This is a genomic window from Flavobacterium noncentrifugens, from assembly GCF_900100375.1.
In the GTDB taxonomy this organism is placed as follows: Bacteria; Bacteroidota; Bacteroidia; order Flavobacteriales; family Flavobacteriaceae; genus Flavobacterium; species Flavobacterium noncentrifugens.
This window is the reverse complement of record NZ_FNEZ01000004.1, coordinates 85,318-99,011: the sequence shown is the minus strand read 5'-3', so window position 1 is coordinate 99,011 and position 13,694 is coordinate 85,318. Positions and strand designations below refer to the sequence as shown.

At 38.9% G+C, this 13,694-nt stretch carries 9 protein-coding genes; all 9 read left to right on the top strand.

The genetic code is table 11. The features are described from left to right. Positions 1-22 precede the first annotated feature (22 nt). The 9 genes from BLS32_RS12600 to BLS32_RS12560 all read left to right on the top strand — a co-directional run bounded on the left by BLS32_RS12600 (position 23) and on the right by BLS32_RS12560 (position 13,664). Positions 23-4,384 carry a CusA/CzcA family heavy metal efflux RND transporter gene (locus tag BLS32_RS12600; RefSeq protein WP_091396402.1) on the top strand — a complete coding sequence of 1,454 codons (4,362 nt, stop codon included), beginning with the start codon at positions 23-25 and terminating at the stop codon, positions 4,382-4,384. Positions 4,385-4,407: 23 nt separating this feature from the next. Then, positions 4,408-5,592 carry an efflux RND transporter periplasmic adaptor subunit gene (locus BLS32_RS12595; RefSeq protein WP_245699443.1) on the top strand — a complete coding sequence of 395 codons (1,185 nt, stop codon included), beginning with the start codon at positions 4,408-4,410 and terminating at the stop codon, positions 5,590-5,592. Positions 5,593-5,736: 144 nt separating this feature from the next. Then, complete coding sequence (locus BLS32_RS12590; RefSeq protein ID WP_245699441.1) at positions 5,737-7,857, top strand: heavy metal translocating P-type ATPase; 2,121 nt, start codon at positions 5,737-5,739, stop codon at positions 7,855-7,857. Beyond that, on the top strand, positions 7,857-8,318 hold the full coding sequence (locus BLS32_RS12585) for an MgtC/SapB family protein (protein WP_091396396.1): 462 nt from the start codon (positions 7,857-7,859) through the stop codon (positions 8,316-8,318). The genes BLS32_RS12590 and BLS32_RS12585 overlap by 1 nt, the downstream gene beginning before the upstream one ends. A 17-nt stretch (positions 8,319-8,335) precedes the next feature. Beyond that, a complete protein-coding gene (locus tag BLS32_RS12580; protein ID WP_091396393.1) occupies positions 8,336-9,067 on the top strand; it encodes a ZIP family metal transporter in 732 nt (243 codons plus the stop codon). Between the two features lie 412 nt (positions 9,068-9,479). Then, positions 9,480-11,438 (top strand): LTA synthase family protein, encoded by a 1,959-nt coding sequence (locus BLS32_RS12575; RefSeq protein WP_091396390.1) that lies wholly within the window; start codon positions 9,480-9,482, stop codon positions 11,436-11,438. 5 nt (positions 11,439-11,443) lie between these two features. After that, a complete protein-coding gene (locus tag BLS32_RS12570; RefSeq protein ID WP_091396388.1) occupies positions 11,444-11,857 on the top strand; it encodes a metal-dependent transcriptional regulator in 414 nt (137 codons plus the stop codon). 291 nt (positions 11,858-12,148) lie between these two features. Next, complete coding sequence (locus tag BLS32_RS12565) at positions 12,149-12,904, top strand: methyltransferase family protein (protein ID WP_091396385.1); 756 nt, start codon at positions 12,149-12,151, stop codon at positions 12,902-12,904. 79 nt (positions 12,905-12,983) lie between these two features. Then, positions 12,984-13,664 (top strand): DUF1345 domain-containing protein, encoded by a 681-nt coding sequence (locus BLS32_RS12560; RefSeq protein ID WP_091396382.1) that lies wholly within the window; start codon positions 12,984-12,986, stop codon positions 13,662-13,664. Positions 13,665-13,694: the final 30 nt, after the last annotated feature.

The following is a 13,694-nucleotide window of genomic DNA, read 5'->3' as shown; positions in this document are numbered from 1 at the left end:
CATTTTAACTAATTTTTTATTTATGTTAAACAAAATCATTCAGTTCTCTATAAAGAACAAATTGATTGTTGGACTTATGATTTTAGGTCTGATAATCTGGGGTATTTACTCCGTCAAACAACTTCCAATTGATGCCGTTCCGGACATCACAAACAATCAGGTACAAATAATAACGAGCTCGCCAAGCAATGGTGCTGAAGACATTGAGCGTTTTGTAACATTTCCTGTAGAGCAAACGATGGCAACTATTAAGGATATCGAAGAAGTTCGTTCTTTTAGCCGTTTTGGCTTGTCCGTTGTTACTGTAGTTTTCAAAGAAAATATTGACGTTTACTGGGCCAGGCAACAAGTTGCGGAACGCCTGAGCGAAGCCAGCGAACAAATTCCTCCTGGTATGGGTTTGCCACAAATGGCTCCTGTTTCTACTGGATTGGGAGAAATTTATCAATATGTACTGCATCCCAAAAAAGGTTTTAAAGAAAAATACAACGCCACAGAACTCAGAAGTATCCAGGATTGGATTGTGCGCAGGCAGCTTCTTGGTGTCGAAGGTATTGCAGATGTTAGCAGTTTTGGTGGATTCCTTAAGCAATATGAAATCGCTTTAAACCCTGATAAGTTGCGAAGCATGAACATCAGCATTAATGACGTTTTCAGCGCACTCGAAAAAAATAATCAAAATACGGGCGGTGCATATATCGATAAAAAGCCGAACGCTTACTTTATCCGTAGTGAAGGTTTGATAAAAAATATTGACGATATCGAGAATATAGTCGTAAAAACTAATGCCAACAGTACTCCGGTTCTGATCAGAAATGTAGGGGAAGTAAATATCGGAGCGGCAACCAGATATGGTGCGATGACCAGAAACAGCGATGGCGAAGTAGTTGGAGGTATTGTTTTGATGCTAAAGGGTGCAAATGCTTCCAAAGTAATCGGAAACGTTAAAACCCGTATGGAGCAAATTAAAAAAACTTTACCGGAAGGTGTTACAATCGAGCCATTTCTTGACAGAACAAAATTGGTTGATAATGCGATCGGAACAGTTACTAAGAATCTAGCCGAAGGCGCACTTATCGTAATATTTGTCTTAGTACTTCTTTTGGGTAACCTCAGAGCTGGACTAATCGTTGCTTCTGTGATTCCTTTGGCGATGCTGTTTGCCATTTGCCTGATGAATCTTTTCGGAGTAGATGGAAATCTTATGAGCCTCGGTGCAATTGACTTTGGGTTAATTGTCGATGGAGCGGTCATTATTATAGAAGCTACAATGCACTACTTGTACGTGAAACACAAGGGGCAGGTCCTTACTCAGGAACAAATGGATAGCAGTGTAATGAGCAATGCCCGAAAAATGATGAGTTCAGCAGCTTTTGGACAAATCGTTATCCTTATTGTGTACCTGCCAATTTTGGCACTGGTTGGTGTAGAAGGAAAAATGTTCAGGCCAATGGCACAGACCGTATCATTTGCTATTTTGGGTGCATTTATCCTGTCATTGACCTATGTGCCGGTAATGAGCGCATTATTTTTAAGCAAGAAAATACCTAGCAAACAAAATATTTCTGACAAGATTATTAATGCTGTGCAGCGTGCTTACACGCCCCTTTTGGCTTTTGCGTTACGCTCGAAAGCAGTCATTGTGGCTATTGCGGTGGGATTGTTAATGTTAAGTCTTGTAATATTTAGCTATCTCGGTGCCGAATTTATCCCACAACTGGAAGAAGGCGACTTCGCTGTAGAGCTTCGTGTACTTACCGGAAGCAGCCTATCACAAACTGTTGAGACAACCCTCAAAACAGCAAAAGTTTTAAAAGATAATTTCCCCGAAGTAAAAGAAGTAATTGGAAAAATTGGATCATCTGAAATTCCAACAGATCCAATGCCTGTTGAAGCTTGCGATTTAATGGTCATCTTAAAGGATAAAAGCGAATGGACGAGTGCCGACAATTCAGCAGACTTAGCAGAATTGATGCAGAAAAAACTCGAAGAAAATATTGCCGGTGCTACTTTCGGTTTCCAACAGCCAATCCAGATGCGTTTCAATGAACTAATCTCCGGTGTAAAGCAGGATGTAGCCATAAAAGTTTTCGGTGAAGATTTAAATAAACTTTCTAAATATGCTAAACAAATTGGTGCCATAGCAGGCAAAATTAATGGTGCCGAGGATGTTTACGTTGAACAAGTATCTGGATTGCCACAAATTGTTGTCAGCTTTCAAAGGGATAAAATTGCACAGTTTGGATTAAACGTCGAGGATGTAAATACCGCCATTCGATCTGCTTTTGCAGGAGAAGTAGCAGGACTTGTTTTTGAAGGCGAAAAAAGATTTAGCCTTGTTGTCCGTCTTGGTAAGGAAAACCGACAGTCAATTGACGATATCAGAAATCTGTTCATTACTGCTCCTAATGGAAACCAGGTTCCTTTGGACCAAGTTGCGGATATCAGTTTTAAGGAGGGTCCTAATCAGATTCAGCGTGAAGATGCTAAAAGAAGGATCATCGTTGGTTTCAACGTACGAGGTCGTGATGTAGAAAGTGTTGTTGCAGAGATGCAGCAAAAAATAAGCACACAGGTAAAATTTGAGCCCGGGTATTTCCCTACTTACGGTGGCACATTTGAAAACCTTCAAGCTGCGAAAGAGCGATTAACAATTGCTGTTCCCGTTTCCCTCATGCTAATCTTTTTATTGTTGTTTTTCGCTTTTGGTTCCGTTAAGCAAGCATTGCTAATCTTCACGGCTATCCCGTTATCGGCAATAGGTGGAATCTTTGCCTTGTGGATTCGAGGGATGCCTTTCAGTATCTCTGCAGGTGTCGGGTTCATTGCGCTTTTTGGAGTTGCTGTACTAAACGGCATTGTATTGATCGCTGAGTTTAATTTGCTTAAGCGTGAAGGAATGACTGATCTAAAGCAAATCGTTATTAAGGGAACTTCTGTAAGGTTAAGGCCAGTAGTAATGACTGCGCTTGTTGCTTCCTTAGGATTTTTACCAATGGCACTATCTCATGGAAGCGGTGGTGAAGTGCAGAAACCATTAGCTACTGTAGTTATTGGTGGTCTTTTTACAGCAACACTACTAACTTTACTAGTACTACCGATATTATACATCTGGTTTGAAAAATTTAATAAGAAAGCTATGAAAATAAATTCTTCGGTAGTTGTCATATTGCTATTATTAACAGCCAATTTTGCAACAGCCCAAACCAAACCGATCACTTTGAACCAAGCAATTGAGGAAGGCTTGAAAAATAATCGGGAAATTACCATTGCCCAATTGGATATCAACTATCAGCAACAGCTTAAAAGATCCTCGGTAGAAATTCCAAAGACACAGCTATCCGGTCAATTTGGACAGATTAACAGCTACGTAAAAAATGACAACAACCTCTCCCTATCACAAACAATACCTTTTCCAACCGTCTTTGCCGCCAACGCAGCACTAGGAACAGCACTGGTAAAGAGCAGTGAATTGAGAGCTAACGTTACAAAAAATGAATTGGTTTACAGGATCAGGCAGACCTATACCAATCTGCAATACCTGTATGCCAGAAAAGCACTTTTAGAAAAACAAGATAGCATATTTTCCGGTTTTCTTAAATCGGCCAAATTGCGTTTTGAAGCTGGCGAAAGTACACTGCTTGAACAAAGCACGGCAGAAACTCAACTTAATGAAACACGAAACACGTTAAGGCAGGATGAAGCCAATATTGAAATTTACCTTTCTCAACTTCAGGCATTGCTTGGCAGTGCAGAACGGGTTGCGATCGCAGATAAAACATTTGTCGTTTCTGACTATAAAATTTCAGATAATGCAACTGCCGCAAATTCTAACCCTAATCTTGCCTTCATTCAACAACAGATTGAAGTAGCCACGCTACAAAAAAGAGTTCAAAAATCCAGAGCATTACCTGATTTAACATTTGGCTATTTTAATCAGTCACTAGCAGGCTCCTCCATCGATGCTTCGAATACTAAATTTGCCACTTCCGGTGACAGATTTCAGGGATTTCAGGCAGGAATTTCGATACCGGTTTTCTATGGATCGTACAATTCCAGAGTAAAAGCTGCTGAAATTAACAGACAGGTGGCCTCAAAAACCCTTGAGAGTCAACAAATAAATGTCAAGGGACAATTCGAGCAGGCGGCACAAGAGTATCTAAAAAACAAAACCAGTATAGATTACTACAAATCCTCAGGATTGCCAAATGCCAACCTACTGCTGACAAAAAGTGAAAGTGCTTACAAAAATGGGGACATCAGTTATGCTGAAAATCTATTTAATTTGAGGACTGCCACAGGGATTCAGGAAAATTATCTTTCAGCAATTTTGCAGTACAATCTTAGCATTTCGCTATTAGATTACCTATCAGGAACAAACTAATCATTCAGATAAAATCATAAGACATGAATATTATATATAAAGCATCAATGTTATTTTTAGCTGTAACACTTTTCACAGCATGTGGCGATAAAGCCAAGGAATCCGAGCCAGCAAAAGAGGAAACCTCCGCCGCTCCACAATCTGACATTGTAGAAATTACGGCGCAGCAATTCAAATCAGCAGCTATAGAACTTGGATCGATTGAGTCTAAAGCTCTTAGCGGTACTACAAAAGTAAATGGCATTCTCGATGTGCCGCCTCAAAATTTGGTTTCAATCTCTACTCCGTTTGGAGGGTTTGTGAAAAGCACTTCTTTATTACAGGGAATGAAAGTAAGCAAAGGGCAATTGGTTGCAATGATGCAAAATCCAGATTACATCCAGCCGCAGCAGGATTACATTGACCTCAAAAGCCAACTTAATTACTTGAAACAAGATTATGACCGTCAGGTTCAATTGTCTAAAGAGAATATAAATGCACTAAAGACATTACAAAAATCAAAAGCAGAATATGAAAGTGTCCGGGCTCGCGTTGCAGGGTTGAGATCTAAACTGCAATTGATGAACGTCAACATTGGAAGTCTTGAAGCGGGAAATATCCAAAACGCAATTCCGCTTTACTCCCCGATCAATGGATATGTTACCCAGGTTAATACTAATATTGGGGCGTTTGTAAATGCCGAAGACGTTCTTTTTAAAATTGCCGACACTGGAAATCTCCACGCAGAATTGACTGTATTTGAAAAGGATGTTCCTAAACTTCAGATAGGACAAAAAGTGAGGTTTACTTTAGCAAATGAAAGTAAGGAAAGAACTGCTACAGTTGCCTTAATTGGCCGTGAAATTAGCGCTGAGCGAACTGTTCAAATACACTGTAAGCTGGACAAAGAAGATCGGACACTATTACCCGGGATGTATTTGAAAGCTTTGGTTGAAAGTGGAAGTTCACAAGTCCCATCAGTTGTTTCAAAAGCTATAGTGGAATTCGAAGGAAGTAAATATTTATTCATCGAAGACGACAAGACGAAAGATGCGAAGAACGACGGCGGCACACATTTCAAAATGGTTAATGTCAAAACAGGCGTTTCAGAATTGAATTTTACTGAACTCATTTTCGATGAAGGTACTGAGTATCAAAGTTGGAAAGTAGTTACTAACGGCGCTTATGATTTGTTGTCAAAAATGAAAAATAGCGGTGAGGAAGAATAAACAACAAAATAAAAATTACCTCACTGCAAACACTAACAGGTTAGTCTGGGAGGATTAAATCTGTCAAAAACCGCCAACAGTCTAGCCGTTGGCGGAGGTGACAGCTTACTTAAAATATCTATTATTCAATTTAAAATATTAAAGATGAAAAAAGAAAGTAATCCGGATGATGGTAAAATCAAAGCCATTCCGCCAGAAATCAAAAAAATGAAATCAGTCAAAAAAACTGTTGAAAAAGAAAACGAGTCGAAATCTGAATCAAATGTTACGCAATCTGCAATTACTGAGCAGGAAAATTCAGCATTGAATTCAGCGCGTGTGAAAGCAAAAAAACCCGCTCATACTGACGATGAAGATCATGATGAAGATGGTGATGATCATGACCACGAAGGTATATCCGAAGATAATTCAGGGTGGAAGAGTCATTGGCAACTGTTGTTAGCTATTGTTGTTTTATTCGCCATGTTAACGCTGGAATTTGGGTTTGAATATGTTCCTCCATTTCCTTTCAACCTCATCATTTTTGCTGCAGCATACCTGTTGGCCGGTTACAATGTCCTTTATATGGCATGGCGCAAGGCAATAAGATTTGATTTTTTTAATGAATTTTTTCTGATGAGCGTGGCAACAATTGGGGCATTTGCAATTGGCTCATACAGTGAAGGAGTTGCGGTAATGGCGTTCTATTCTATCGGAGAATGGTTTCAGGATGCAGCTGTAAATCGTGCAAAAAGAAGCATTAAAGCACTGCTGGATATTCGCCCGGACGAAGTAACAGTGATCAGGAATGGATCCGAAGAAGTTATAAATCCCAAAGACATCAAACTTGATGAGATTATCCGCGTGAAGCCGGGTGAAAAGGTTGCGCTTGACGGGGAGATGATTTCTGAAAAAGCATCGTTCAACACAGCTGCACTTACAGGAGAAAGTAAGCCGGATTCTAAAAGTAAAGGGGAAATGATTTATGCCGGAATGATAAATCTGAACACCGTTGCAGAAATTAAAGTGACTTCGCTTTTCCAGGACAGTAAGCTGAGCAAAATTCTCGAAATGGTGCAGGACGCAACTGCAAGGAAATCACAAACGCAGCTTTTTATTAGTCGATTTGCTAAAATCTACACGCCTATTGTCTTTGCGTTGGCACTGGCAGTGTGCTTTTTGCCGTACTTTTTTGTTGCATCTTATGATTTTAACGAATGGTTCTACAGGGCATTGGTCTTTTTAGTGATAAGTTGTCCTTGTGCCTTGGTGGTATCAATTCCACTTGGATACTTCGGAGGTATCGGATTGGCTTCCCGCAATGGTATTCTATTTAAAGGTTCTAATTTCCTTGATGTAATGACAGGTATTAATGTCATAGTCATGGACAAGACCGGGACCTTGACCGAAGGCATTTTTAAAGTACAGGCAGTTGTCGCAAAGGATATAGATGAGTCATATCTAATCAAATTGGCAGCAGCTATAGAAAGCCAGTCGACGCATCCTATTGGTTTGGCAATAATTGAACACGCGGGAAAAGATGGTGCCAGAGGATTAAACATCGCTGGTGTGGAGGAAGTTTCGGGACATGGCCTCACAGGTAAAATTGATGGAAAAGAGGTTCTTGCCGGTAACACTAAACTGATGAAGAAATTCAAAATTGACTATCCTGCCGAAATTGACAGCATTGTTTACACTATCGTAGTGTTTGCAGTTGATAACAAATACAGCGGCTACATCACAATTGCGGATAAGATTAAAGAAGATGCCAAACAGGCCATAACCGACATGCATGCACTAAATATTAAGACAGTAATGCTTTCAGGCGATAAACAAGCGGTTGTTGACGAAGTAGCCAAAACACTAGGAATTGACAATGCATATGGTGATTTACTTCCTGAAGGAAAAGTCGAAAAAGTTCAGGCCTTGAAAAACGAAGGAAGTCACATCGCGTTTGTGGGTGACGGTGTAAATGATGCGCCTGTCGTTGCGCTTGCCGATGCAGGTATTGCAATGGGCGGTCTTGGAAGCGATGCAACTATCGAAACGGCCGATATTGTCATCCAGAACGATCAACCTTCGAAAATTGTTACAGCGATTAAAATTGGCAAAATCACCAAACAAATTGTCTGGCAAAATATCATCCTTGCAATGGTTGTAAAGATGGTTGTTTTAGGATTAGGTGCTGGTGGTATTGCTACGCTATGGGAGGCTGTAATTGCCGACGTAGGTGTCGCTTTGCTTGCTATTTTAAATGCAGTAAGGATTCAAAGGATGAAATTGTAATGGATATCGCCGAAGAATTGCCAATACTGCTTAAACTGATCATTTCTTTTCTGTTAGGTGCTTTCATTGGATTTGATAGGGAAAAACATGGTAGTGATGCCGGGATTAGAACGTATGCAGCGGTCTGTATCGGAGCAACATTATTTACCGCTATTGCGGTCCATCTTGTAAAGGATATTGCTGCAACATCACGGATCATAGCAAATATTGTAACTGGCGTTGGTTTTTTGGGAGCCGGTATAATTTACAGAAACAATAGTGCAGGAACTTCGCATGGTTTAACCACTGCGGCTACCATATGGTGTACATCCGCAGTGGGTGTCGCGATAGGGCTCAATATGTTCGTGATTGCAATCGTGAGTTCTTTGGCATTATATTTCTTACTGTCACTCCATCATCAAAAATGGTATGTGCGTTGGAAAAAGAAAATGATGAAAATCCACCATAACGATATCGACTAACTCAAAAGCAAAAAATAATGGCTGTTATCTCGGAAGCTTTAGCATACGCATTGTTGCCAGTAATTACGATTATTGCAGGTGGTGCCATTGCTGTGTTCAGAGATCCGGGAGGAATTTTCCGTAGCTCCGTACTGCACTTTGCGGCTGGTGTTGTGTTTTCTGTAGTTGCTGTAGAGCTATTACCTGACATCATAAAGAACCATCAGCCAATTGAAGTTGGGATTGGTTTTAGTATGGGCATTATAGTAATGCTTTTTGTGAAATATTTTACTGAAGGCAGGAAGACGGAATATACAGATCCTGACGTTGATCGTCCATTGCCATATGGTTTACTAAGTGCATTAGTGATCGATTTGGCTATTGATGGTCTTTTGTTGGGAGTTGGTTTTGCTGCCGGAAAAAAGGAAGGCATTTTATTAGCTGTGGCACTTGGACTGGAAACATTTTCTTTAGGACTGGCTGTTATAATTGCATTTCGCAGCAGCACTATTTCAAAATCAAAAAGCTTTTTGATTTTGTTGGCGTTAGGCATAACTTTCTTTGTCGGGGCATTGTTAGGGATTTCTTTACTGTCAAATCTATCTCAGGAATTTTTGGAACTGGTACTTTCTTTCGGGTTAGCAGCATTACTGTTCCTAGTCACTGAGGAGTTACTTACCGAGGCGCACGAAGAACAGGAGTCACCCATTCAAACTGCATGTTTTTTTCTTGGTTTTCTTTTGTTTTTGATTTTAGGGATGATCGCATAATTAAATAATTCGGTATCATTTATAATGAAAAACATAACTGATACAGCTACAATTCCGCAAATCGATATTAAGGGTTCCGCCCACGTAAATAAATAAATTAATGATATGAAATTTGTGCGAACGCTCCTTCTATGGATGTTAGCCGCGTCTTTAATAATCAACGGTTGTCGTTTAGGTTACAAAGAAATACTTCCGTGCGGGCCTTTACCGAATGGAATAAATATAGCCACAGCGACCGTCGCTATAATGTACTTGTGTCTATTGCTGCATAAAATGCAAATGACAAAGAGTGTCAAATAAATTCAAAAGATTTTGTCTAATGCTCTATCGGCATTAACACTTATAACCTTTCAATTTAAAGACTGGCAACCCTATAGTGCCGACCAGTCTTTTTATTTAATTCCTTAAAAAAATGTATATAAAACGCACATCATACCTGAGGTATTCCCTGTTGAGAGATTTCACTCTGTGGTTTCTTTCTGTATCATTGTTATTAAGATTGGTATTTTTTATTTGGCAATATGATGACGTTTCCTGGAATATTCTCAATTTCTTAAAAACGATATTAATAGGTTTATTTTTTGACATAGGAACCATTTCGTTTATTGTATTTCCGGCAGTTATTTATTACACGATCATCCCAAATAAATGGATTGGCACACTAGCAGATAAGATTTTAATTCGCTTTTTTATATTCCTGACTGTGTTTTTATTGGTGTTGGTTTTCTTTGCCGAAATCACTTTTTGGGATGAATTCAGGACGCGATTCAATTTCATAGCAGTCGATTACTTAATTTATACACATGAAGTTGTCGCAAATGTTGAAGAATCTTACCCCTTGCCTTTACTACTTGGTGGCGCATTGATTATAACATCCTTAGTTATACTGACATTTTCAAGACGGAAATCTTTTAAAAATGCATTTCGCTCCCCTGCCAAATCTTCCATTAGAATCGCTATCCTTTCAGTAACCTTGCTGACATTGGTTTGCTTTACTGCTTTTGTATCGAACGCTGAGGCAGAATGGTCGCAAAATCGCTATAATTCAGAAATTTCAAAATCAGGTATTTACTCTTTTTTTGCTGCATTTAGAAATAACCAAATGAAGTACAGCGAGTTTTATACCGCTATAGATAAGAATAAGGCATTCAAAATTGTGCGGAAAAAACTATCTGGCTCACACGTTTCGTTCACTGGAAAATATCCCTCAATTCATCGTAGGATTATTGATACAGCTAAAGTGCCACAAAAGTATAATGTGGTTTTTATACTGGTAGAAAGTTTAAGTGGCAGTTTTATGCGCGAATTTGGAAACGAGCAAAACATCACTCCATTTATGGATAGCTTAGCCCAGAAAAGTATATTTTTTGAAAACATTTTTGCTACTGGCACGAGAACCGTCCGTGGTATGGAAGCCGTCACACTATCAATTCCGCCAACTCCCGGACAAAGTATCGTAAAAAGGCCTGAAAACCAAGATCTCTATACTGTTGCAAATGTTTTTAAGTCTAAAAAGTACGAATGCAATTTCTTTTATGGCGGCGACGGTTACTTCGACAATATGAATGCATATTTCGGCGGGAATGGATTTACCATATATGATAGAGGTCGCGGTAGTGTTCTAAGTGATAAGATAAAAACTGTAAGGAACAATATTGCAGGCAATGAAGTGACATTTGAAAATGCCTGGGGAATTTGCGATCAGGACATCTACAATAAGATGCTTACTGTAGCAGATGAACAATATAAAAACGGCTCTTCATTTTTTAATTTTATAATGACAACGTCAAACCACCGGCCATATACTTACCCATCCGGAAAGATTGACATCCCATCGGGAACCAGTCGCGAGGGAGCCGTAAAATACACTGACTATGCATTGCGGGCATTTTTTAGTAGCGCATCAAAAAAGGCGTGGTATAATAATACTGTGTTTGTAATTATTGGCGACCATTGTGCAAGCAGTGCTGGTAAAGATGCCATTGATGTGGCAAACTACCATATTCCAGCAATGATTGTTAATCTGCCTCAGACACTGAATCAAAAGAATTCAAAACTTTGCTCGCAAATAGACATATTCCCGACACTTTTCGCCCTTTTGGGATGGGATTATAATTCCAATTTCTTCGGACAGGATGTTTTGGCAAATTCCTTTGAAGAGCGCGCATTTGTAGGAACATATAGAAAACTTGGTTTAATGAAAAATAATAAAGTTGTAATCCTTTCTGACCAGAAAAAACAAGCCATTTATAAATGGAACAAAGCGGATAATAGTCTTCAAGAACTTCCAATGGACATCGCTTTTTTAGAAGAAACGATTGCTTGGTATCAAACTGCAGATTATCTTTTTACAAACAAATTATTAAAGTAATTGATATGACCCCATCAGAACAGGAATACTTAAAACAAATTTATCTATATACCCATAAACAAAACGAAAATGTAAGTACAAATGCCTTAGCATTACTCGTATCTACAAAAGCGTCATCCGTAACGGATATGGTTAAAAAGCTGGCTGCAAAAGATCTTGTGGTTCACAATCCATATTATGGAACAAGTCTTTCTGAAAGCGGTGAGCGGGAGGCGATTATCATATTGAGAAGATATTTGTTTTGGCAGTTATTGCTTGTAAGGAAGTTAAAAATTGAAAATGTCGAAGCGGCAGCGCTTGCTACCCAATTGCAAGCTGTCAATTCCGATATGCTTTCAGAAAAGTTATTCGCGTTTCTCGATTGTCCGCGTCACGATATATTTGGCAAATTCATCCCAGGAAGTCCAGATCGCAAGTAAAAAGGCAGTCGAAATAATGAAAAATAAATTAGCCACTTTGTAGAAATGACAAAAAAGAGACCCGCCTTTAAAAGCCATTCACGCTATAGTCGCAAGCCCGTTTCAAGGCCAATGAAACGGCTTCGTGTGTTTTTAATAGTCCTGGCGATAATCATTGTTTTCATAGGAATGATCTTGGCCTTGTTGGCCTTGCGGCAATCATATTTGAGACGATATTAACAAGCAATAGTGCTATTTACAATATTATTTCAAACATACAAAACATAAAAAATTCACTCAATATACTTAGATATGCCGTTTCAGGAAGAATTTGAAAAACAAAGTATTTGGCTCTTTAAATATGGCAAAGGACTTCCACAGATTGTACTTGTCGTTGGATATTTGGTATTGCTGAATTCAGAAATATATCCTGAAGGCTTATTCCTTAGGAAATCTACTTATGAAAGTTTATTTGAAATAGTGTGCCTGTCACTAAGTATGATAGGATTTGTTTTCCGGATAATTACCATTGGCTACTCAGAACGCCCTAAAAAGGAAGATAGCAGAGGACTTTTTATCAACCAACATTATAATGCAGGAGCATATTCGGTCGTAAGGCATCCGCTATACCTGGCGGACTTCATAATCTGGCTGGGAATGATTGCTATTACTGGGAATTTCTGGTTTATCGTATCATTTGGCCTTTTATTTTTTTTATATATGGAAAGGATGATGGTAGCAAAAGAAATGCAACTTAAAAATAAATTTGGGTTTAAATACACCCGATGGGCTGAGCACATACCTGCTTTTCTGCCGGATATTTGGCAGTTTCGCAAATCAAAATCGGAATTTAATTGGGATAAAATCGTTAAAGGAGAATCCGGCCGGCTTTCGAGAATATTAATTATATTTTTTGTCTTCGAAATCTCTTGCCACTATTTGGAAAACAAGAAAAATTACAACTTTACATTATTGATTGCCAGTACCATTTTTGCAATTGCACACGTCATATATAATAAGAAAGAAATGATAGCCAATGTTCGAAGATGGATTGTGCGCCTACAATAAAACTTGGCAATCAAAATCGCTGTACAGACTCACAATGGCTATTGAATAAAAATTCCGACTGATAAAATAAATACAACAAATGAAGAATAAGGAAGCATCGAATAACTGGATAGTAAAAACCAGCGGTTATCAAAAATTAGCAATATCAGTTGTTCTTTCAATTGTGGGATATATGGTATCGCAATGGTTTGGCTTAGAAATTATAACAAATAGTTTTATCGCGTGGGATGTCTTTACCGGGACATTGATATTTCTCAGCTGGTGGCTGTTTACAACAACCAATGCTCAGGAACAGCACAATGTTGTCGAGAAGCAGGATGATGGGCTCAAAGTCATTTTTAGCATAATTTTAATCTGTATTTGCGCAAGCCTTTTGGCCGTTCTGCTTTTGATTACAAAGGGTAAGGTTTCAGCGGATGGCTACATCATACAAATTGCCAATCTTCTTGCGGTTGCCTTTTCGTGGATATTGCTTCACACCATTTTCACGATTAAGTATGCGCACCTTTACCACGACCATGGAAAGTTACACACCGGTTCCAAAATAGGAGGTATTGAGTTTCCTGGCTCAAAAAAATCCGACTATCTTGATTTTGCATACTTCTCTTTTGTAATTGGAATGACTTTTCAGGTTTCTGACACTCAGGTCTCTTCAAATATCGTACGACGCTACGTTTTAATGCATAGTCTAATATCATTTGTCTACAATACAATAATCGTCGCGCTTACAATTAACACAGTAGCCAATCTTGGAAAATGAAGTCAAAATTAGAGTGCCAATAGGCAATAT